The sequence below is a fragment of the Shewanella schlegeliana genome, from assembly GCF_016765635.1.
In the GTDB taxonomy this organism is placed as follows: domain Bacteria; phylum Pseudomonadota; class Gammaproteobacteria; order Enterobacterales; family Shewanellaceae; genus Shewanella; species Shewanella schlegeliana.
Genome location: NZ_JAESVD010000015.1, coordinates 25143 through 48325, shown reverse-complemented (window position 1 = coordinate 48325; position 23183 = coordinate 25143). Strand labels below are relative to the sequence as shown.

The 23183-nt window shown below is 43.8% G+C and carries 19 protein-coding genes; 7 read left to right on the top strand and 12 right to left on the bottom strand.

Annotated features, from left to right (window positions below):
- Nucleotides 1–156 precede the first annotated feature (156 nt).
- The gene (locus tag JMA39_RS19855) at nt 157–687 is read left to right on the top strand and encodes a type II secretion system protein (RefSeq protein ID WP_202723636.1); all 531 of its coding nucleotides are present in this window, start codon (nt 157–159) and stop codon (nt 685–687) included.
- Nucleotides 688–2089: 1402 nt separating this feature from the next.
- Here the strand turns inward: JMA39_RS19855 and mnmE are convergent.
- The 5 genes from mnmE to rpmH form a co-directional block, all read right to left on the bottom strand.
- Nucleotides 2090–3451 carry a tRNA uridine-5-carboxymethylaminomethyl(34) synthesis GTPase MnmE gene (gene mnmE / locus JMA39_RS19850; protein WP_202723635.1) on the bottom strand — a complete coding sequence of 454 codons (1362 nt, stop codon included), beginning with the start codon at nt 3449–3451 and terminating at the stop codon, nt 2090–2092.
- Between the two features lie 115 nt (nt 3452–3566).
- Nucleotides 3567–5201 (bottom strand): membrane protein insertase YidC, encoded by a 1635-nt coding sequence (yidC, locus tag JMA39_RS19845; protein ID WP_202723634.1) that lies wholly within the window; start codon nt 5199–5201, stop codon nt 3567–3569.
- 3 nt (nt 5202–5204) lie between these two features.
- Complete coding sequence (gene yidD, locus JMA39_RS19840) at nt 5205–5459, bottom strand: membrane protein insertion efficiency factor YidD (RefSeq protein WP_202723633.1); 255 nt, start codon at nt 5457–5459, stop codon at nt 5205–5207.
- The gene (gene rnpA / locus JMA39_RS19835; RefSeq protein WP_202723632.1) at nt 5426–5782 is read right to left on the bottom strand and encodes a ribonuclease P protein component; all 357 of its coding nucleotides are present in this window, start codon (nt 5780–5782) and stop codon (nt 5426–5428) included. The genes yidD and rnpA overlap by 34 nt, the downstream gene beginning before the upstream one ends.
- Nucleotides 5783–5796: 14 nt before the next feature.
- Nucleotides 5797–5934 carry a 50S ribosomal protein L34 gene (gene rpmH, locus JMA39_RS19830; protein WP_011867659.1) on the bottom strand — a complete coding sequence of 46 codons (138 nt, stop codon included), beginning with the start codon at nt 5932–5934 and terminating at the stop codon, nt 5797–5799.
- A gap of 446 nt (nt 5935–6380) precedes the next feature.
- Here rpmH and dnaA point away from each other — a divergent pair, with 446 nt between their 5' ends.
- The 5 genes from dnaA (at nt 6381) to JMA39_RS19805 (ending at nt 13667) form a co-directional block, all read left to right on the top strand.
- Nucleotides 6381–7766 (top strand): chromosomal replication initiator protein DnaA, encoded by a 1386-nt coding sequence (dnaA, locus tag JMA39_RS19825; RefSeq protein ID WP_202723631.1) that lies wholly within the window; start codon nt 6381–6383, stop codon nt 7764–7766.
- Between the two features lie 19 nt (nt 7767–7785).
- A complete protein-coding gene (gene dnaN, locus JMA39_RS19820; protein WP_202723630.1) occupies nt 7786–8886 on the top strand; it encodes a DNA polymerase III subunit beta in 1101 nt (366 codons plus the stop codon).
- A 119-nt stretch (nt 8887–9005) separates the two neighbouring features.
- Nucleotides 9006–10088, top strand: a complete 1083-nt coding sequence (gene recF, locus JMA39_RS19815) for a DNA replication/repair protein RecF (RefSeq protein ID WP_202723629.1) — start codon at nt 9006–9008, stop codon at nt 10086–10088.
- A 16-nt stretch (nt 10089–10104) separates the two neighbouring features.
- Entirely contained in the window at nt 10105–12522 is a 2418-nt protein-coding gene (gene gyrB, locus JMA39_RS19810) for a DNA topoisomerase (ATP-hydrolyzing) subunit B (RefSeq protein WP_202723628.1), read from the top strand.
- Between the two features lie 95 nt (nt 12523–12617).
- On the top strand, nt 12618–13667 hold the full coding sequence (locus tag JMA39_RS19805; RefSeq protein ID WP_373316359.1) for an HDOD domain-containing protein: 1050 nt from the start codon (nt 12618–12620) through the stop codon (nt 13665–13667).
- 63 nt (nt 13668–13730) lie between these two features.
- Here the strand turns inward: JMA39_RS19805 and glyS are convergent, their stop codons facing one another.
- Complete coding sequence (glyS, locus tag JMA39_RS19800; RefSeq protein WP_202723626.1) at nt 13731–15800, bottom strand: glycine--tRNA ligase subunit beta; 2070 nt, start codon at nt 15798–15800, stop codon at nt 13731–13733.
- Between the two features lie 11 nt (nt 15801–15811).
- Entirely contained in the window at nt 15812–16717 is a 906-nt protein-coding gene (gene glyQ / locus JMA39_RS19795) for a glycine--tRNA ligase subunit alpha (protein WP_202723625.1), read from the bottom strand.
- A 117-nt stretch (nt 16718–16834) separates the two neighbouring features.
- On the opposite strand from glyQ, the gene JMA39_RS19790 reads away from it, so the two are divergent.
- Nucleotides 16835–17413, top strand: coding sequence for a DNA-3-methyladenine glycosylase I (locus JMA39_RS19790; protein ID WP_202723624.1), 579 nt, complete (start codon nt 16835–16837; stop codon nt 17411–17413).
- A gap of 337 nt (nt 17414–17750) precedes the next feature.
- Here the strand turns inward: JMA39_RS19790 and JMA39_RS19785 are convergent, their stop codons facing one another.
- The 5 genes from JMA39_RS19785 to JMA39_RS19765 form a co-directional block, all read right to left on the bottom strand.
- Entirely contained in the window at nt 17751–20942 is a 3192-nt protein-coding gene (locus JMA39_RS19785) for an amidohydrolase family protein (protein WP_202723623.1), read from the bottom strand.
- 272 nt (nt 20943–21214) lie between these two features.
- Entirely contained in the window at nt 21215–21655 is a 441-nt protein-coding gene (locus JMA39_RS19780) for an MOSC domain-containing protein (protein WP_202723622.1), read from the bottom strand.
- Between the two features lie 35 nt (nt 21656–21690).
- Complete coding sequence (gene tusA / locus JMA39_RS19775; RefSeq protein ID WP_202723621.1) at nt 21691–21936, bottom strand: sulfurtransferase TusA; 246 nt, start codon at nt 21934–21936, stop codon at nt 21691–21693.
- A 146-nt stretch (nt 21937–22082) separates the two neighbouring features.
- Complete coding sequence (gene ybaK, locus JMA39_RS19770; RefSeq protein WP_202723620.1) at nt 22083–22550, bottom strand: Cys-tRNA(Pro) deacylase; 468 nt, start codon at nt 22548–22550, stop codon at nt 22083–22085.
- A 38-nt stretch (nt 22551–22588) separates the two neighbouring features.
- On the bottom strand, nt 22589–23050 hold the full coding sequence (locus tag JMA39_RS19765; protein WP_202723619.1) for a GNAT family N-acetyltransferase: 462 nt from the start codon (nt 23048–23050) through the stop codon (nt 22589–22591).
- Nucleotides 23051–23183 lie beyond the last annotated feature (133 nt).

The window sequence follows — 23183 nt, the reverse complement described above, 5'->3', positions numbered from 1 at the left end:
GCGACTATTCGTTTATCTGTTTGGTTCTACTTCGCTTTATAGCGGGGATTTCGATAAGAAGTTGTGTGAAATTCAAGCTTATAATAGTCAAGGGTAATGATTTTAAATTGTTCGATAATTCAATATAATAGTGTTCCTGTCTTGTAAAATATAACGATGAATTTAATGCTGAAAAATGGTTTTACTCTAATTGAGTTAGTGGTTGTTATTATTGTTCTCGCCATCCTCAGTGTTATTGCTGTCCCTCGTTTTATTGAACTTCAGTCTGACGCTAGAATATCTTCTTTGAAAGGCCTGCAGGCTGAGATGCACAGTGTGATGAGTGTGCTTTACCCTAAATCAGTGTTGCAAGGGTTACAGAACAAGCCACCACAGGATAATGATGATGTAACCGATGATGAAAATGTCATTATTATTGATGGCCAAAAAATTCATTTAGCCTACGGTTACCCAGCTGCAGACTCAAAGAAAGCCTGGAGTATGTTGATTATGGCTACTTTTACAGATTCAGTTTTCAATGCTGATGAACCAGCTGATTGGTACTTTCATAATAACGGCGGTGATAATTTCATTCGTTTTATGACTCAGACTAAGAAGTTTAGCGGGGATAACTGCTACCTCAAATACACACAGGCAACGAGTCCCACCACTCCCCCCGTATTTGAGATAGTCGATTCTGGTTGCTAGCATTTTTGGCTCTTAAAAACCGCTTTATTTAGATAATTCTACGAATCACGGCTAAGTCGTGTTTTTTGTTATGCGTCTGATTTAAAAAGTTTTATGTGGACTCATTGCTTGCAAATAGAAAATGTTTCACGTGGAACTAAGGTACTAGTTTGTAGAAGATTAATCACTATCAACCTAAACGGCAGGTTTAGAGCAAAAGGTCAAAACAGTTATTTCAAATCTACTCGCTAATACGAGCACTAATATCCTAGTTTTCTGATCGTTCCAGTTTAATTCCCTTTATTTGCAATAGAGTCGCAATTTATCCCTTCTGGGGGGCGTATCAGCTGATGTTGGTTGAAGTTATATCTGATGCTAGTCGTTATGGTGGGGAGCTCTGTATTGCTGAATTGAGCTTAGCTGCTCTTTAATTTAGTGTTGAATATCTGCCTAGGCGTACATAGGCGGTTACTATCTTTCAAGAGCTCAAGTTCTTCTCTGTCCAAACCATCAAAAGTATCACGTTGGTGGTTCTGATTAACCTTGTATCGAAAGGTAAGCGGGTTGATGGCAACGGCTAAAGTCGAGCTGCGTAGGAGTCGACTTTATTTGGTAAAACGAACTGATTTTAGCCCTTAAAAAAGGCCTTTTATTAAATAGGGATCATTGATATTTTTTTCTGAGTATAACTTATTGAGAAAGATCGATTAGTTTGGAGTAAATTCAGATTTAGATCTTAATTGTTTTTACTTAAATTTATTTATTATCAATCATTTATAGATATTGCTGTCAATCGGTTCATATTTGTCCACAGATCCTAGTTGCTTGTTGATATCTCTGTTGATACTTATATGAGCTTTAATGATCTTGATCATAGCTTTCAGTCGAAGTGGTTTATTTTGTGTGTCTCTCAGGAGGAATGTTCTTTTCTCCACATTACTCACCATAATTTATTTCAATATACACACAAAAAGGATCTTATTTATAGGTTGATCATGTTATGGATCTCAGCATATTTTTGGGGCATATCTAGTGGTTAAGGGATGAAGTGATTTTGGTGGTGAGACTTGTCAGTTATTGCGCTAGGAGCCGGTATTTAACAATCAGTACAGATAGGCTTGGGGCTTTACGTAAATTTGTTATGACCGGGAGTCTTTATATTGCTCCTATGAAGCGTGAGCTTATCGAGATAACTGAAGGCCTACTGAGTGACCATGATAGCCGTTCTGGTCACTTGTTTGATAATATTGGTTAATTGGGGATTTTACGTTTTGGTGTTAGCTCGTTCTAATAAAGACGCTACCAAAAGTAAAAAAGCCACTAGTTTCTCTAGTGGCTTCCAATTGTATTATTTACGTTGTTTATAGCATTAGTAACCTGCTCATTGCATGTTATTGCTATTAATATAATGGGAATTAAACTTTTACTTACCGATGCAAAATGAGCTAAAGATCTTACCAAGTAGATCATCTGAGGTGAACTTACCTGTGATCTCAGAGAGTGCCATCTGACACATGCGCAACTCTTCGGCGAGAAGCTCGCCCGCTTGATACACTTCTAGCTGCTCTTTACCCAGTAATAGGTGGCTGCTAGCCAAGTCTAACGCTTCTAAGTGGCGACGACGGGCAATAAAACCGCCTTCAAGGTTACTCTGGTAGCCCATTAATGATTTCAGATGCTGTTTTAGCTCTTCAACGCCTAAGCCCGTTTTGGCAGAGATCCGGTAGACGCTGTGTCCAGCTTCATGAGTCATCGCAAGATCTTCACCCGTTAGATCGGCTTTGTTGCGCACTACGGTAACACCTAAGTTATTTGGTAGGCGATCGATAAAGTCTGGCCAGATTTCGTGGGGATCAACTGCATTTGTGGTAGTGCCATCGACCATAAACAGCACGCGATCGGCTGTTTTTATCTCATCCCAAGCACGCTCAATACCAATTTTCTCCACCGTATCGGCGGTATCGCGCAGACCTGCAGTATCGATAATATGCAGTGGCATACCGTCTAAATGGATATGTTCACGTAGTACATCACGAGTGGTACCAGCAATTTCGGTGACAATAGCCGATTCTTTGCCTGCGAGAGCATTCAATAAACTCGATTTACCTGCATTAGGGCGACCAGCGATAACCACTTTCATGCCTTCGCGTATGATAGAGCCCTGCTTGGCACTGGCTTGAACTCCATCGAGTTTGCCTATAATGCCATTCAAAGAGGCGGCAATTTTACCATCAGATAGGAAGTCGACCTCTTCATCTGGAAAATCAATCGCAGCCTCGACGTATAGGCGTAGGTTTGTGACCTTTTCTACCAGATCATGTACCTGAGTTGAGAATTCACCCTGAAGTGAGTTTAGAGCGCTTTTAGCGGCCTGCTCGCTGGTAGCATCAATCAGGTCGGCAATTGCTTCAGCCTGAGTCAGGTCAAGCTTGTCATTCATGAAGGCCTGTTCGCTGAACTCACCCGGCTTTGCGATACGCAGTCCATCGACTTCCATCACGCGTTTAATCAGCATGTCCAGAACGATTTGGCCGCCGTGGCCTTGTAGCTCGAGTACATCTTCACCGGTAAAGGAGTTTGGACCCTTAAAGAATAGCGCAATGCCTTGGTCAATCACTTCACCTGAGTTGTCTTTAAAATCACAGTAATCGGCGTAGCGGGTTTTAGGGATATGTCCTAAAACGGCCATAGCAACATTACTCGCTAAGTCGCCAGATACGCGAATAATACCTACGCCACCACGCCCAGGAGCGGTCGCTTGTGCCACGATAGTATCTGTAGTCATTACTGTGTTTCCTAATCTGATTTCAGGTGTTGATAAAAATACTGCTTCTACATAGAAAGCAAAAAAGCGGTCAATACTCAGTATTAGACCGCTTTTTGTTAGTCAGAGCTAAAGGTTATTTTAACCCTTTTTTCTCCAGACCAGCATAGATAATTTTCTGCTGCGTAATCGCCACTAAGTTACCTACCAACCAGTATAGAACCAGACCTGCTGGGAACCATAGGAAGAATACGGTAAAGATCACTGGCATCCACTGCATCATCTTAACTTGCATTGGGTCCATTGTCGGTGCCATTGGCTGCATCTTCTGCATAATGAACATCGAGATACCCATTAGAATAGGTAGTACGTAGTATGGATCTTGTACTGACAAGTCAGTAATCCATAACATGAATGGCGCATGACGCAATTCAACACTTTCTAGTAGTACCCAGTATAGTGCGATGAAGATAGGCATCTGTAGCAAGATAGGAAGACAGCCACCCATAGGGTTTACTTTCTCTTTCTTGTACAGTTCCATCATAGCCTGACCCATCTTCTGACGGTCATCACCAAAACGCTCTTTCAGGTCGGCAAGCTTAGGCTGTAGATTACGCATTTTCGCCATAGAGGTGTATTGCGCTTTCGTTAGCGGATATAGCAAGCCACGAACAGTTAGCGTGATTAGGATAATAGCAACACCCCAGTTACCAACGATTGACTGGAAGAACATCAATAGTTTGTAGATAGGTACTGCTAACCACCATAGGAAACCATAATCAACTACTAGGTTTAGCGATGGAGATAGTGCTGATAGCGCTTTTTGATCTTTAGGGCCAACATAGAACTCAGCTGAAATAGTTTGTTCAGTACCCGGTGCGATATCTTGTAGCTCACCACGGAAACCAATATTCGCGAGTCCATTTTTTACGCTAGAGAAAATAATATTCTTTTCTGTTGCTGGTGGTACCCAAGCCGATACGAAGTAGTGCTGTAGCATTGCAACCCAGCCACCTAGAGTTGTGTCATCTAGGTTTTTATCAATCATATCGTCGAAGCTGTACTTCTCATAGCGAATGTCTGCAGTCGAGAATGCTGCGCCACGGTATGTAGGCATCATCATGCTGCTTTCGCTCTTCTTGATGCTGTGCTTAATCTGTCCATACATTTGAACTTGAAGCTGCGCATCTGAAGTGTTGTTAATTTTGTAATCAACAGCGATGTTGTATTTGCCACGAGTGAAGACAAATACTTTTGTGTAAGTAACACCTTTGTCACTAACGTAAGTCAAAGGCACGTTTAGTGTGTCTTGACCATCAGTCAATTTGTACTCACGTGAAGCACTGTCAAAGTGAGCTCGACCTTTTACGCTGCTATCGATACCATCACGACCAATAAGGCCACTCTGTGCGATGTAATAGATATCGTTTGTCTGCTCTAGAAGAACGAATGGGTCGTCTCCATTTTCCTCAAGCTTATGAGCTAATAGGGCTGAGTAAACAATATCGCCGCCAACTGGATCAATTTTGATCTCTAGTTGGTCAGTAATAACAGTGATTAGCTCTTTTGATGCGGTAACCGCTTCCGGTATAGCTGAATCGGCATCAGGTACGTCTGAGCTATGAGCGTCAGCAACCGTTGAAGCAGGGATTGAAGATTGAGTTTGAGCTGCTGCTACCGGTTGAGGAGCTTTATCTGCTTGCCACTGTTGCCACAGTAGAAAGCTGACAAACAGCAAACCGATCAGCAATATATTGCGTTGAGATTCCATAACCTATTTATCGCACCTATGTTTTTTGTTAGGGACGGGGTCTTCTCCGCCCGGATGTAAAGGGTGACATCTTAATATGCGTTTACCTGCAAACCAACACCCTTTCACCACTCCATGCAAACGAATTGCTTCGATTGCGTAATGTGAACACGTTGGATTGAACCTACAACGAGGCCCCAGCATGGGGCTTATGAGTAGTTGGTAACCACGAATAATCGTGGTTGCTAGCCATTGTAACGGCGACTGAGTTTTCGCCATAGCTTTTCTACTAATTTTTTAAGTTCTGCGTTTTCCATATCAAGCACGCCATTTCTTACAAGCACAACGATATCCACAGCGGGTAGATCATGCTGGTGTAAACGGAAATTATCTCTAATTATGCGTTTAATACGGTTACGTTGGTTTGCTTTTTTGACATAACGCTTGGCAACAGTTAGTCCTAAACGAGGATGTTGTTCAGAATTAGGAATTGCAAGTAAGGTTATTTCAGCGGAGGACGCTTTGATAGGTTTGGTAAATACAGATTTAAATTGCGCGGGAGTTAACAAACGTAACTCCCGCGTAAAGGTGTAGCTAGTCACTTGCATTTCTACGATTACGCAGAAAGACGAGCGCGACCTTTAGCACGGCGACGTGCGATGACCTTACGGCCACCTACTGTAGCCATACGAGCGCGGAAGCCGTGAGAACGCTTGCGCTTCAGGTTGCTAGGTTGAAAAGTACGTTTACTCATTATGGCAATCCGTCTTTGTTAGGTTAATAATCCTTACACTCTATAAAATAGAGCTAAGGGCAAAAAAGAGGCCGAATTGTAATCACTTTAGTTATCCTCGTCAACAAGGAAAGCACTCAAGTGATGAAATATTGGCATCTCTGAATATTCTTCGACGGTTTAACGCTACTATAATGTGTGGATAACTCTGTGAGTTACCACTACATCTTGTGGTTTAGCAGATCAAAAAGCAGATCGAAGGCAATCTATTATAGATCGATCTGGATCGCTTTATAAAGCTGGATTTGAAGCTTAGCTGAATATTTTTGATCTCAAGGGATCTTTTAAGATCGAGATCTTAATGATTAGTTGATCTATCTGGGGATAAATATATTTAAAGGATAGCGATCAGCGTGATCTCACTATAGAATAGACCTCTTTTGTATGATCTTCTGGGGATAACTACAGTGGCGGTTTCACTTTGGCAACAATGTATCGCAAGGCTGCAAGATGAGCTTTCTGCTCAGCAATTCAGTATGTGGATAAGACCGTTACAGGCAGAAATGGAAGGCGATACACTCGTCATCTATGCACCTAATCGTTTTGTGTTGGATTGGGTTAGGGATAAATACCTTAATATCATCAACCAATTTTTTACTGAACAAATGGGTAACGATGCGCCAAGTTTGCGTTTCGATATCGGTAGCCGTCCATCGGCTAAACCTGTTGTTCAGGCCACAGCAGCAGTAAGAACTAGCAGACCTGCGAGTAGAGAAGTTGCCAAACCTTCTTTTAATACTCCGCATGCCGAGCCAATGGCGAATGCTAATCACCGTAGTAACATTAATCCGACTTACCAGTTTGATAACTTCGTAGAAGGTAAATCAAACCAATTAGGTAAAGCGGCTGCTTTGCAGGTGGCTGAAAATCCTGGTGGTGCGTATAACCCGTTGTTCCTTTATGGTGGCACCGGTCTAGGTAAGACTCACCTATTGCACGCTGTTGGTAATGGCATTATTAAGAATAAGCCTGATGCAAAAGTGGTTTACATGCATTCTGAGCGCTTTGTGCAAGATATGGTTAAAGCATTACAAAATAATGCTATCGAAGAATTTAAACGTTACTACCGTAGCGTCGATGCACTGTTTATTGATGATATTCAGTTCTTTGCTAATAAAGACAGATCTCAAGAAGAGTTCTTCCATACCTTCAATGCGCTACTAGAAGGTAATCATCAGATCATTTTGACTTCGGATAAATACCCGAAAGAGATCGATGGTGTGGAAGATCGTCTAAAGTCTCGTTTTGGTTGGGGTCTAACGGTTGCGATTGAGCCACCAGAATTAGAAACCCGTGTGGCGATCTTGATGCGTAAAGCACAAGAGAGTGGCATCAACTTACCGGATGAAGTGGCATTCTTTATTGCTAAGCGTTTACGTTCAAACGTTCGTGAACTTGAAGGCGCATTAAACCGTGTTATTGCTAACGCTAACTTTACCGGCCGTCCGATCACTATCGATTTTGTACGTGAAGCACTGCGTGATCTATTGGCTCTACAAGAGAAGCTAGTCACTATCGATAATATCCAAAAGACGGTGGCGGAATACTACAAGATTAAGATGGCCGATATGCTGTCTAAGCGTCGTTCACGTAGCGTGGCGCGTCCAAGACAGATGGCTATGGCATTATCGAAAGAGTTAACTAACCAGAGCTTGCCAGAAATTGGCGATGCCTTTGGTGGGCGTGATCACACAACTGTTTTACATGCATGTCGTAAAATTGCGCAGTTGCGTGAAGAAAGTCATGACATTAAAGAAGATTATGCTAACTTGATAAGAACTTTATCTTCTTAAGATCAGGGATATTGAATCAATGAAATTCTCAATTGATAGGGATGCCTTATTAAAACCGCTTCAACTCGTTAGTGGTGCGGTAGAAAGGCGACACAACTTGCCTATACTGGCAAACCTTTTAGTTGAAGTGAGTAATCACTCACTAAAGTTGACCGGAACCGATTTAGAGGTCGAATTAGTTGGCGAAGTTCAGCTAGAAGGTGAGATCCTTGAGGGGCGTACAACTGTCCCAGCAAAGAAGTTTTTAGATATTGTTAAGTCACTACCGGATCAGGTAGAGCTTAAGATAGAACAGCAAGAAAATCGTCTGTTGTTACGTTCTGGCCGTAGTCGTTTTACTTTGGCTACTTTGCCGGCTGAAGAGTATCCCAATGTTGATGCCTTTGAGGCTGAGATTGAGTTTACTCTGAAGCAAGGCACCATGAAGTCGTTGATCGATGCGACACAGTTCTCCATGGCTAACCAAGACGTGCGTTATTATCTTAACGGTCTGTTATTGGAAACCGAAGGTAATGTGCTGCGTGCGATTGCGACAGACGGACACCGTTTGGCATTGAGTCATCGAATGATCGAAGCTTCACTGCCTGAAAAGCAGGTGATCGTGCCGCGCAAGGGCGTGTTAGAACTAATGCGCTCGTTTGAAGCTGATGATTTAGATGTGACCATTGCGATTGGCGATAATGCGATTAGAGCGACCACGGCTACAGCTGTATTTACCAGTAAGCTTGTAGATGGTCGTTTCCCAGATTACCGTCGCGTATTGCCAAAAGGCGGCGATAAAATCGTTATTGCTAGTCGTCAGCAGTTAAAGCAAGCGTTACTGCGTGCTTCTATTCTGTCGAATGAGAAGTTCCGTGGCGTACGTGTACAGCTGGAAAACAATTTAATTAAGATCACTGCTAACAACCCTGAACAGGAAGAAGCGGAAGAGATCTTAGATGTTGAATATGAAAATGCGCCATTAGAGATAGGTTTTAACGTCAGTTACTTACTCGATGTACTTAATAACCTACCTTCAGACGATGTACGCATTACTTTGATAGACGGTAACTCAAGTGCGCTGATTGACAACCACATAGAACAAGACTCTATGTATGTTGTTATGCCAATGCGTTTGTAGATCGGACCTTTCCTATCTCAACTTAAGGTTAACCAAGTAAAAGCGTCAAACACACTTTATCTGGTTAACCTAAGTGACTCAGTAATAGAACACTCCCCCGTTGTCATAAAAGGTCATCAATGAGTCTTAGCCGTCTCCATATCGAATCTTTTCGTAATATATCTTCTGCACAATTGCAGCCGGGTGACGGCCTGAACTTAATTTATGGCCACAATGGCAGTGGCAAAACCAGTATCCTCGAGGCGATTTACTTCCTCGGCATGGGGCGCTCCTTTCGCAGCCATCTTTCCCAGCGTGTCATTAAGAATGACGATGATGCTTTGACTCTGTTTGCCAATATGGAAAGCGGTGATGAGCAAAGTAAGATAGGTTTAAGGCGTTTTAGAAGCGGTGATATTGAAGTTAAAATCAATGGTGATAAAGTAAAGCGTTTATCGACGCTAGCGGAAACATTACCGATCCAAGTGATCACCCCTGAGAGTTTTTCATTGCTGTTCGAAGGTCCCAAATCGAGACGCCAGTTTATCGATTGGGGAGCATTTCATTCCGACCCACGTTTTTATGCTGCATGGGTGAATGTTCGTCGAATTTTAAAGCAGCGAAATCAATTGCTCAGAGATGGATCTCCCTATAGTTCGATTCAGTTTTGGGATAAAGAATTTATTCGTTATGCTGAACTGGTTACCGAGATACGAAAGCAATATGTAGACTCGTTAAATGGGTTACTTAAGGGTATAATCGGAGAGTTTTTACCTCAGGTTGATGTTAAGGTTTCTTTTACTCGAGGATGGGATAGTAAAACCGAGTATACGCAGCTACTTGAGACGCAGTATCCCAGAGATTTAGCCACAGGCTATACCGTCAGTGGACCACATAAAGCAGACTTACGTTTGCGGGTAGGAACCCTACCTGCACAAGATGCTCTATCTCGTGGCCAGTTGAAGTTATTAGTTTGTGCGTTGCGTATTGCACAGGGAAAGTTGCTTAAACAACAAATAGATAAAAAAAGTATTTATCTGGTGGATGACCTTCCATCGGAATTGGATGCACAGCATAGAAAACTATTGCTACAGCAATTAGCGGATACCGGGGCACAAGTTTTTGTCACGGCTATTGAGCCTGCAGCGATAGTGGATTCGTTAATCACGCCACCAAGTAAGATGTTCCATGTGGAACAGGGTCGTGTAACGGTAATTGAATAACCGACGAGAGAATAATATGTCAGAGAATAGTTATGATTCTTCGAGTATTAAGGTTTTAAAAGGCCTTGATGCGGTACGTAAGAGACCAGGTATGTACATCGGTGACACCGATGATGGCACAGGTCTACATCACATGGTATTCGAAGTAGTCGATAACTCTATCGATGAAGCGTTAGCGGGCCACTGTAATGACGTCATTATTACCATTCATGCCGATGGTTCTGTGTCGGTTCGAGATGATGGCCGTGGTATTCCTGTATCTATCCACGAAGAGGAAGGTATCTCTGCTGCTGAAGTTATTATGACCGTACTTCACGCCGGCGGTAAATTCGATGATAACTCTTATAAAGTATCGGGCGGTTTGCACGGTGTAGGTGTGTCGGTTGTAAACGCACTATCTTCTAAGCTGCAGATGACTATTCGTCGTGACGGCAAGGTATATGAGCAGTTTTATACCCACGGTGTACCTGATGCGCCAATTACCGCAATTGGTGAAGCGACTAAGACGGGTACTGAAATCCGTTTTTGGCCAAGCGCAGAGACCTTCTCTGATGTCTTGTTCCACTTCGATATCCTAGCTAAGCGTGTTCGTGAGCTGTCATTCCTAAACTCTGGTGTGGGTATTCGTCTTGTGGACGAACGTGATAACCGTGATGAGTTCTTTAAGTATGAAGGCGGTATCAGTGCATTTGTTGACTACTTAAACGTTAACAAGACGCCAGTAAACAAAGAAGTATTCCACTTTATCCAAGAACGAGAAGACGGTATTACCGTTGAAGTTGCGATGCAGTGGAACGATGGCTTCCAAGAAAATATCTTCTGCTTCACTAACAACATTCCACAGCGTGATGGTGGTACTCACTTAGCGGGCTTCCGTGGTGCGTTGACTCGTAACCTGAACAACTACATGGAGCGTGAAGGCTTTAACAAGAAGGGCAAGACGGCTGCTACGGGCGATGATGCTCGCGAAGGTTTAACTGCTGTTATCTCTGTTAAAGTGCCAGATCCTAAGTTCAGTTCACAGACTAAAGACAAGTTAGTTTCTAGCGAAGTTAAGTCTGCTGTAGAGCAAACTATGGGTGAGCAATTAGGTGATTACCTAATGGAGCATCCAAACGAAGCTAAGCTGATTGTTGGTAAGATTATCGATGCTGCTCGTGCTCGTGAAGCGGCGCGTAAAGCCCGTGAAATGACTCGTCGTAAAGGCGCATTAGATTTAGGTGGTTTGCCTGGTAAACTTGCTGACTGCCAAGAGAAGGACCCTGGTCTTTCTGAAATTTACATAGTGGAGGGTGATTCTGCGGGCGGTAGTGCTAAGCAGGGTCGTAACCGTAAGAATCAAGCGATTCTTCCACTTAAAGGTAAGATCCTAAACGTAGAAAAAGCGCGTTTTGACAAGATGCTATCTTCGCAAGAAGTGGCAACACTGATCACCGCACTAGGTTGTGGTATTGGTCGTGATGAATACAACCCAGACAAGACACGTTACCATAACATCGTTATCATGACCGATGCTGACGTCGACGGCTCGCACATTCGTACACTGCTGTTGACCTTCTTCTTCCGTCAAATGCCAGAGCTTATTGAGCGTGGTTATGTTTATATTGCACAGCCACCTTTGTACAAAGTGAAGAAAGGTAAGCAAGAGCAGTATCTGAAAGATGATCCTGCATTGACAGAATACCTAACAACTCAAGCACTAGATAATGCCAACATCTATCCGTCTCAAGGGGCACCAGGCATGTCTGGTCAGCCACTAGAGCGTTTAGTTAATCAATATCGTGAAGTTGAATCTGTCATTGCTCGTCTAGAGCAGCGTTACCCGAGTAATATTACTGACTTAATGCTATATCACCCAGCGCTTACAAATGAGATGTTGAGTGATGAAGCACAAGTTAAAGCATGGGCCGATGTGTTTGTTGCTGACTTAATTGAGAAAGAGACTGGCGGTATCTTATATAGTGCTGAACCAGTTCTGGATCCAGAGCGTCAATCTTACCTGCCTAAGATCACTATTCGTAAGCATGGTATCGATACGCACTATTTGTTCTCATATGACTTCTTCCAGTCTACTGATTACCAGCGCATCGTTAAGATGGGTAGCGAAATCAATGGTCTAATCGAAGAGGGTGGCTATGTTCAACGTGGCGAGCGAACTAAAGATGTCGTTAGTTTTGTTGAAGCATTAGATTGGTTGATGAATGAATCTAAGCGCGGCCTATACATTCAGCGTTATAAGGGACTGGGTGAGATGAACCCTGAGCAATTGTGGGAAACTACAATGGATCCAGAATCTCGCCGTATGTTGCAAGTAACGATTGAAGATGCGATTGCCGCCGACCAACTATTTACCTGTTTGATGGGTGATCAGGTTGAGCCGCGTCGTGATTTTATCGAAGCTAACGCTCTGAATGTAGCGAACCTAGACGTTTAAGTTTATTCTTACTCCTATAAACTTATAAGTTGATTAGAATCGGTGCTATATGCACCGATTTTTTTGTTAATAACTCGGTGTCCGGTCATAATAAATTGTTTAGTAAAGCATTAAAAAAACTGTTTAATATCAGAGAACAAGTTGTCATCGAAAAGCCAAAGAGCTTCAATGGTTCGATGGAACAGTTTCAACCTAGGCAAAGCCAACCTACATCAGCTAAGAGCGCCACGCAGCAACAAAGTTGTACACCAATAGTGGCAATCGATCTATCGGCTCTATTTTATAGCCTACTGTTTCCTAGCACACAGCTTAGTGGTACGGCAAACGAGTTAGAGAAGAATGTGTTTAGGCGAGTAGAGGCAGCACTAGCATCCCCCAAGGCCATTGCCGAAAGAGTATTAAAATTACCGACGCAAATCGCAGCATTAGATCAGCAACTCGCTGATGAGAACACAGACACTAAGGCACTGTTACTCTTAATCGAGAGAGATCCCGTATTGAGTGTTGAAGTATTAAAGCTATGTAACTCGCCTCTTTTTAGACGTAGCGATAAAGAAGTTACTAGTTTACAGCAGGCATTAGTGCAGCTCGGTCGTGAGCAGATGCGACGCTTTGTCACGACGGCTATGATGCGTAAAGTTATCGATATCCAACCCATCTATTTTCGTCGTTTCGGTAGCCAAGTTTGGCGCCACTCTATGCAGGTGGCTTACCTATCGAGTGAGCTTACTCAAGAGGATCCTGATACGGCCTTCCTGCTTGGATTACTACACGATGTAGGTAAAATTGCGATTTTCAAACTCTTGTTAGAGGCCTTTAAGCAAGCCGAACCCGGTGAGCAACCCTGTTCGAGTCTATTTAGGCAGGTCATGACGGCAAAGTCTTTAAGTTTAAGTGCGTTATTGGCTCGTTATTGGGAGTTACCATCACTATTTGAAGCTGAGCTTAGTCGTCTTGCGGTCGTGGACTCTAAGCCTGCTGGTGGCCTTGCTGAAGTGGTTTGGCGAGCAAATCTTATCAGTGAGTGTTCTATGTTATTTGAAGCGGGAAAACTACAGCCAGGACAGTTAGATAGATTGCTATTTGATGCTGCTATAGACCGTGAAACGTTTGAACAATTGCATCAGAAACTGGTGCTGTTTTAGACTGTAAGAGACATAAAAAAAACGCGCCTTTTGGCGCGTTTTTTTGTTTCATCAACTCAGTGATTACTGGAGTAGTGAAATATCTGCAGCGTGCAGGAACTGCTCACGTAGGCTAGAAAGTAGCGCTAAGCGGTTGTTCTTAAGCGCTTCATCATCAGCCATAACCATCACATCTTCAAAGAAGGTATCTACGCTTTCACGTAGGCTAGCAAGTAGTGCTAGGGCTTCTTGGTAGTTAGCTGCTGCAAATAGTGGTGCCAGCTGTGGTTGAAGTTCTGCAAGTTTAGCTGCAAGCGCCTTTTCTGCCTCTTCAACAAGTAGCTTGTTGTCGATAGCCGCTGGTAGCTCACCTTCAACTTTAGCCAAGATGTTTGAAACACGCTTGTTAGCTGCCGCTAGTGCAGAGGCTTGTTCAAGGGTTCTAAAGTGAGCAACGGCTTTAATGCGGCTTTCAAAATCAGCTGGTGCAGTAGGGCGACGAGCCAATACGGCTAGAATCACGTCTACACTGACACCTTGATCTTGATACCAAGCACGGAAACGGCCCATGAAGAACTCAAGTACTTGCTCTGCAACGTTTTCGTTAGTGAGGTTTTCACCGTGAAGCTCTTGTGCTTTGGCAATCAAATCAACAAGATCAAGCGGCAAGTTGTTCTCTAAACAGATGCGGAGTACACCAATAGCTGCACGACGTAGTGCAAATGGATCTGCTGCGCCTTTTGGAGCTTGGCCAATACCAAAAATACCGACTAGCGTGTCTAACTTTTCAGCTAATGCAACACAGATAGAGATTGGTGCTGTAGGCACTGTATCGCCAGAGAACTTAGGCTTGTACTGTTCAGCTAAGGCTACGGCAACCGCTTCTGTTTCACCGTTTAGGCGTGCGTAATGCATACCCATGGTGCCTTGAAGATCGGTAAACTCCATCACCATGTTAGTCATCAAGTCTGACTTAGATAGTAGGCCTGCGCGCGCAGCTTCTTCGCTATTAGCTTCGATGCTGGTGGCGATATAACCTGCCATAGCAGAGATGCGTTCTACGCGCTGCTTAATGGTGCCAAGTTGCTTTTGGAATACAACTGTTTCTAGGCTAGCAAGACGAGATTCAAGGCTGTTTTTCTTATCTGTTTCGAAGAAGAACTCAGCATCGGCAAGGCGTGGGCGAACCACTTTCTCGTTACCAGAAATAATCTGCTGTGGATCTTTCGACTCAATGTTAGTCACGAAGATAAAGTTAGGTAATAGCTGACCGGCATTATCAAATACTGGGAAGTACTTTTGGTCACCTTTCATGGTGTAAACCAAAGCTTCTGCTGGTACGTCTAAGAATTTCTCTTCGAAGCTTGCCGTTAGTACTACTGGCCATTCAACTAGAGAAGTCACTTCTTCAAGCAGGTCATCTTCAAGATCCGCTACGCCGCCAATTTTGGCTGCAGCAGCTTCAGCATCTGTTTTAATGATGGCTTTACGTGCTTCGTAATCCGCTAATACTTTACCTTTTTCTTTTAGTGCTACAAGGTAGTTGTCTGCGTGATCTAGCTCGAAGCTAGACTCACCCATAAAGCGGTGGCCACGAATAACGCGATCAGATTTAATGCCTAGTAGCTCGCCTTCAACAACTTCGCTACCCAGTAGCATAGTTACTGTGTGAACAGGACGGATAAATTGAGTGGTGTTGCTACCCCAACGCATAGGCTTAGGGATAGGTAACTTGTCTAGTGAGCGCTGCGCCATATCGGCGATAAGGCTCTTAGTTTCAACACCGACAACACGTGCTTGGTGTAGTAACCACTCACCTTTATCTGTCTTTAAACGTTCAGCTTGCTCAACAGTAATACCATTACCACGAGCCCAGCCCATAGCCGCTTTTGTTGGGTTGCCATCGGCATCGAAAGCTTGTGCTACTGCTGGACCACGTTTCTCAACCACTTTGTCAGCTTGAGCTAGTGCTAGTTGGTTGATACTGATAGCCAAGCGACGTGGCGCTGCGTGCCATACTGCCGATTCAAAGCTCAATTCTGCTTTGGTTAGCTCTTCGGTAAAGTTAGCTAGAAAAGATTCTGCTAATTTACGCAGTGATTTTGGTGGTAACTCTTCAGTGCCTACTTCAATCAGTAAGTTTTCAAAATTCATCTGTTATTCCTCTACTTACACATTGGGAAGCCAAGAGCTTCACGGGCCTGATAGTAAGATTCTGCAACACCTTTAGCCATGGTACGAACGCGTAAGATATAACGCTGGCGCTCAGTAACAGAGATGGCGTGGCGAGCATCAAGCAGGTTAAATGCATGAGAGGCTTTCATTACTTGCTCGTAAGCAGGTAATGGAAGTGGCTTTTCAAGCGCTAATAAACGCTGGCAAGCTTGCTCACAGTCGTCGAACATCTTGAATAGCACATCAACATCAGCATATTCAAAGTTGTAAGTTGATTGCTCAACCTCATTTTGATGGAAGATGTCGCCGTACATGACTTTGCCCATAGGGCCATCGGTCCAAACAAGATCGTAGACGCTATCTACTTCTTGAATGTACATTGCAAGGCGCTCAAGACCGTAAGTTATTTCACCAGTCACGGGCTTACACTCAAGGCCACCCACTTGCTGGAAGTAAGTAAACTGAGATACTTCCATACCGTTAAGCCAAACTTCCCAACCTAGACCCCAAGCACCCAGTGTTGGTGATTCCCAGTTGTCTTCTACGAAGCGAACGTCATGCACATTCATATCAACGCCTAGGGCTTCGAGTGAGCCTAGGTAAAGCTCCTGAATGTTGCTTGGTGATGGCTTAAGTACTACTTGGAATTGGTAGTAGTGCTGAAGACGGTTAGGGTTTTCACCGTAACGGCCATCAGTCGGACGGCGACATGGTTGGACATAGGCACTGCTCATCGGCTCTGGGCCTAATGAACGTAAGAATGTCATAGGGTGGAATGTACCAGCACCTACTTCCATGTCCAATGGTTGAACGATTGCGCAACCTTGCTGCGCCCAGTATTCCTGCAGGGTCATAATGAAGCCCTGGAATGTTTTCACATCGTGTTTCGTCGTCATATCCGCTTGTCTACTGCCTGGAAGCCTTAATAGAAAATGGTATCGATTATACCTTGTAGAATAACGCTTATGTAGGTTATTTTTTATCTGGTTGGTTAAAAATTTAGGAATCAAGCTATGAAAGTAACGCGTTGCGGCTGGGTTGGTAATGATCCCCTCTACCAGGAGTATCATGACAAGGTATGGGGAAGGCCGGTTTTTGATAGCCAGGAGCTATTTGCTAAGCTCTGCCTCGATGGCCAGCAGGCTGGCTTATCTTGGATTACAATTCTTAAAAAACAGCCAAATTATGAGGCGGCATTTGCTCACTTTGACCCTAAAATTATTGCCACATTTGATGATGAAAAAATTGAACAGTTGCTACAAAATCCAGGCATAGTGCGCAATCGTTTAAAGGTAAACTCGATCATCAGAAACGCCAAAGGCTATATCGCTTATATTGAGCAGGGTAATGATTTTTCTGAGTTTTTATGGAGTTTTGTCGGTGGTTCGCCAAAGGTCAATCACTTCACATCTATGGATGAATTACCCGCACAGACTCCAGAGTCAGAAGCCATGTCTAAGGCGTTAAAGAAGTTAGGCTTTAACTTTGTTGGTCCCACAATTTGCTACGCATTTATGCAAGCTGTGGGCATGGTTAATGACCATACTACAGACTGTTTTTGTTATGGTGAAGAAGGTACTAGGAAAAGCTAAGAAAGATCCTAGGGACTAGGAAAGGCAAAAGCAGAGGCGAACGCTTCGCTGACGAGTAACGGAACACTCGCAAGCTCACTCACGGGAAAGGCGAAAAGATTAGAGCATATAAAAATCCAAAACATAACAATAAAAATTAGAAATAAAGGCTAGGGGTGTTAGGTTGATATTAGAACCTAGAAATAAAAAAGGATGTTCCACGTGGAACATCCTTTTTATATGTAGAGGACAATATTAGCAATGTAGTCCTTTTCTGATTTTTTGAATCAAAAAATAATTTTCCTGAAATATTAAAACCTGAGCTGAGTTACTCAGATTTTAAATTTAAAAATAGACTTTATTTTTCAAAAAAGAAAGCTTCTCTCTGCTTGCCCTTGTTTTTTGAACCCCCATTGAGCTGGTCCATGGTTTCTGCATTGAACAGCTTGCCGTTAACCATAGTGTAGGTTACGCGATCGGTGACGCGAATATCTTCAAGTGGATTACCATCGATAACAATTAGGTCTGCTAACTTACCTTGCTTGATCGAACCGATTTGATGATCCATGGCAAAGTGCTTGGCCGGATTGATGGTTGCCGTTTTCAATACTTCAAGGTTAGTCATGCCACCTTGAGCAAACATCCACATCTCCCAGTGAGCCGCTAAACCTTCACGCTGACCGTGAGCACCGATGTTGGCTTTTATACCCACTTCATTTAATTCGTTGGCGACACGTGCCACATTGAAGTGATTGTAATGTTCATCGGGCGCAGTAGGTCGACGCATTGAGCGGGCATCCAAAATGTCCGATGGTACATACATAGACAGACGAGGGTGAGCCCAAACGTCGGTTTTGTCATACCAATAGTTTTCACCTGAGATACCACCATAGGCGACAACCAGTGTTGGGGTATAGCCAACATCAGTTTGTCCCCAGAACTGTTTTATGTCGTTATAAACATTAGCGGCAGGCAGTGAGTGCTCTATGCCTGTGTGACCATCGGCAATCATGGTTAGGTTATGCTGTAGTAAGCTGCCACCTTCCGGTACTACCATCATCTCTAATTCACGAGCGGCGGCGATAACTTGTTGGCGTTGGTTACGACGTGGTTGGTTATAACTCTTAACACTGAAAGCACCGACTTTCTTTAGACGCTCAAGATGGAATTTAGCATCGTCTAGAGAGTCGATATGTGAAGTGTAACCCGGTGCGTTGGCACCATACAAAATGGTACCGGTTGAGAAGATACGTGGGCCTGCTATATTACCTGCTTTCTGCTGCTCCGAAGCGGCGAAAATCTCGGTTGTGTCGTTCGATGGATCATGAATGGCTGTTACGCCTAAAGATAGGTTAGAGTATAGCTCCCAGTTCTGCTGGGGGATGATTTCGTTCTCACCTTGGGCGCCATGTGCATGGGCATCAAATAAGCCAGGCATCAAAGTTTTACCTTTGATATCGATGACCTTAGCGTCACTAGGAATATCGATAAAAGAAGCAGGGCCAACGCTGACAATATGGTTGTCTTTAACGATTACCGTACCGTTTTCGATAACTTCATCGTTTTCCATGGTAATGATGTTGCCACCAACAAAGGCGATTGTTCCACGTGGAACATCTGCTTTTTGAGTGAAACCAAGATCGGTAATTGTTGGTTTTACTTTGTTGTCGTCAGCTTGTTGTTGATATTGAGTATCGACTTTGACTTGATAAAGCTCTGGGCCAAGGGTCCAATAAAGTTGGTTACTATCAGTGTTCCAGCTAATACTTTCACCAGCTCTTACACTTAGCTGTTCAACGGGTAGGTTGCTTGCCTTAGGGCCAATCTGAATCGTTTCGCCATGCTTAGCAAACGGTGTGACAAACACCTTAAAGCGCTCGGCAAAGGCTAACTGCTTACCATCTGGAGAAACCCTAAACTCGGTTGCATGCTTACTGGTGTAATGTACGCGTTTCTCAAAACCGTTAAGACCTATAGAAGCGAGTTGTGGCGTTTCACCACTTTCCATAAAGTAGACGCGGTCGTTATCGGCGCCAAATTGCGGCTGATAACCAGTGGCTGTGATCTTGATATTTTTATCGCCATCGATATCGACTTGATAGAGACCTGTTTCTTGTGACCAAGTACGAGGAGTGATGTAACCGCCTTTAGCCTTACGGTAAACCACGGTTTCACCATCTGGTGAGAAGGTGGGTTCTACATACTTTCCCGGCTCGTTAGTGAGTACCTTTACTCGCTTATTGCGCACGGTTGCTAAGCTAACTGTGCCTTGCTTTTGGTCATCCCAAGTCGTGAAAACAATATGTTTACCGTCACGAGACCACTGCGGGAATAGCTCTCGTAGGTCACTATCGAGTTTAGTGAGTCGGGTCATCTTGCCATCGGGTAAACTCTTAATCCAGATTTTACCTAATGCTTCAAAAGCTACTTTCTTACCGTCAGGTGACACTTGTGCCATGCGTAGCATTTTCACATCGAAAACATCTTTATCGAGATCTTGCTGGAAACGAACCGCAGGTTGAACCGCACGCTCGGTCTTAACCGTAAATGGAATTTGTTCTACTGACTTAGACTCAACCTCAAGCTTATTGATTTTACCGTTAGCCCAAAACACGATCTCTTCGTTGTCGGCTGTCCAGCTCATGGTGGGATATACACCGTGAATAGCCCACGTTTCTTGCATGTCTCGGTCGAGGTCACCATATAGCTTTGTTGTTTCACCTGACTTCAGATCGAGTAGATAAAGTGAAGATTGAAAACCATCGCGCTTGATGTAGGCAAGCTTTTTACCATCAGGACTCGGTGTTGGCCTGATAGCGCCACCTGTACCTTGGATAAGTACTTCTATGTCACCAGTCTGGGTGTCGTAACGCTTAATCTTATAGATGCCTTTTACTGAGTCCTTTGAGTAATGGAAGGTTTTTCCTGGAGTGGCATCTTGGCTGAAGTAGATGTAGCGGCCATCAGGTGAGTATGCGGGCTCGCCTAAATCTTTCTGTTCGTTAGGGCGTTCGGTGAGCTTGACGCCATCACCACCAGCAACGTGATACATCCATACTTCACCCGCTCCTAAACTGCGACTACCGGTAAAGTGTTTGCGCGCAACTAGGTATTGGCCGTCAGGACTCCAAGCTGGGCTATTCAACAGGCGGAAAGTTTCTTTGGTGACTGGGCGAGGGTTATTACCATCGGCGTCCATTATCCAGATATTATCGCCGCCATCTTCATCTGAGGTGAAGGCAATGTGTTTACCATCTGGGCTGTAAACGGGCTGCATCTGCCATGCAATTCCCTTAGCTAATGGTTTTGCATCACCACCAGTGATAGGCATTTGGTAAATGTCACCTAAGAGGTCAAACACCACATGTTTGCCATCTGGACTCACACTGACATTCATCCAGGTGCCTTCATCTACTTCAATTTTTATCTGTTTAAGTGGGGCATTGGCTGGCGCGTTAACTTGCCATGATGGTGTTTCTTCAGCTAATGATGGCGCGCAGATACTCAGAGCAATAGCGGCATATAGGGGAGTTAATTTGTTCTTTAGCATGATAATCCTATGATTATTGTTATCGTTATAAAGGAGTAATTTTTAGTTCAACAATTGATTGTTAGTGCTAGCGTTTAATTGGAACTTAAATTGTGCAACAGTTATCGCACAATTTACTTAACAGTAAAACAAAAAATCTGTTTCAATTAGTTAAGCGGATTTAAGTTGAAAAAATATTGAAGAGTGGGGAAATAGACGAGTTGTAGCAGGGAATACTTTGTTTGTGTTAGTCGGCTTTTTGGGAAGGTTTATAGTTTAGCGTTTAAAGAGAGTTAATAAGTTAAGCTAACACTATTATTGAGCTGGATATGGGCACCTTGGATAACGCGGCAAGTGACACCGCCTCGCCAATCGGACTGTAGTGCTTTTTCGAGTCCGGGGTAAGCGAGATCCATCTTATTGCAGGGATCGGTTTCGCCAGTTATTTCCAACACTAGTTCACCAATGGCTAGCCGTTTGCCAAGATCTTGTTGAGAGAAGCTTAAACCATCGATGAGTAGGTTGGCACGGCGAGTTAGCCAAGAAAGGTGTTTATCGAGCTCCTCACAGGCTTGTTGCCACTGTTGACTGGATAGTAGGGTAACTTGACGATTGCCTGGGCGACCATAGATATCCTCTTCGACGCCTTTAGCTTGAGTGACCTCGGCTTGTGCTGCCGAGATCATTGCTCCATCTTTCTCGGTTTTAAATGCAATACCGATTAATGTTGCCATGATAATTCCCTTTATCTATCTTCGCCCGCTAACGACTACAGACCCTTTTTTATAAGGTACTGGTATGGCGTTGACTCTGTTTGGCTGGCGATCAAGGTGTGATCCATAAACTCACAAAAGCTTGGGATGTCACGAGTTGTTGCTGGATCGTCAGCAATAATCAATAGGGTTTCGCCTTCGTTCATGCGTCTTACTGACTTGCGTACCATCATCACAGGCTCTGGACAGCGTAGGCCTAAGGCGTCGAGTTGATGTTGTGCAGCACTAAATGGGTCGTTCATATTACCTCGGCAGAACGATTAAACAGAAGTGGCTAATATTACTCCAGCGTCTTAGTTTATCCAAGCCGCGAGCCATAATTTGTGAGCCTAAGATCATTTACTATCTATAGTGTTCCACGTGGAACACTATAGAGTCTGACATGGTTTTATGCCGTCAGCGGAGCAAAATCAGCCTTTAGCAGTTGCTTGATATCTTCTGGAGCTAAGGCTATATCCAATCCGCGGCGTCCGCCACTAACATACATCTGCTCTAGTTGAGATGCAGAGTCATCAATAACAGTAGTTAGTAATCGCTTTTGACCTAAGGGACTAACACCTCCAAGTACATAGCCACTACTGCGTTGCACCTCGGCAGCTTCAGCCATCACCGCTTTTTTGGCTTTCGCCGCTTTGGCGATAGCCTTCATACTAAGCTTTTCTGCAACAGGAATAATCGCTACCGCAAGTTGTTTACCATCCAACTTAACCACTAAGGTTTTAAAAACCAACTCAGGTGCAACGCCAATCTTTTCGGCAGCTTCTAAACCATAAGCTTGGCAAGCTGGGTCGTGGTGATATTCATGAACTTGATGGGCTATTTTGTGTTTAACGAGTAGGTCGATAGCGGGGGTCATTAGGTTACCTAGCTTATATGAGATTACGCTGTTTTCAATTATAGTGATTTTTCCATAACCAGCACTTTAATACCGTGATAAGTCACTTGTTCTACAGGTTGCCAGCCTAGCGTACTATACAGGCCGCCAGAAAGATCTTCGGTCTGTAAGTTAATGCTGTTAATCCCAAGCTCTTTAGCCTTATCGATAATGGCGCTTACCAATGCTTTGGCTATACCTTCGCCTCTATGCTCTAAGGCTACGTAAACACCACCGAGCCAATGTTCTCGTTCGGGGTAGATATCCATCTCATGGAAACGAAGTTGAGCGGCACCGAGCAGTTCATTGTCATCTTGAGCCAAGATGATCAAGGGGAGTTTGTCGTGATTAAGGTAATCTCTGAGTTTGAGTTCTAGGTCTTTAGTACTGCGCCCCTCACCAATATATCCCCACTCATCGCTATACCACTTGGCTATCTGTGGCAAAGCTGATTCGTTGTCGGCAAGAAATTGCAGTTTCATCGAGAGTCCTAATGAGTTAACTGATAGCTTCAGAGTAATGTACTGGCCGGCGTTAGGCTAGACGGTTTGGTTTTGAGTTACGTATGACTTCTTGTTTAGGATATTGTAGGTCGATGATAAAAAGAAAAAAGCC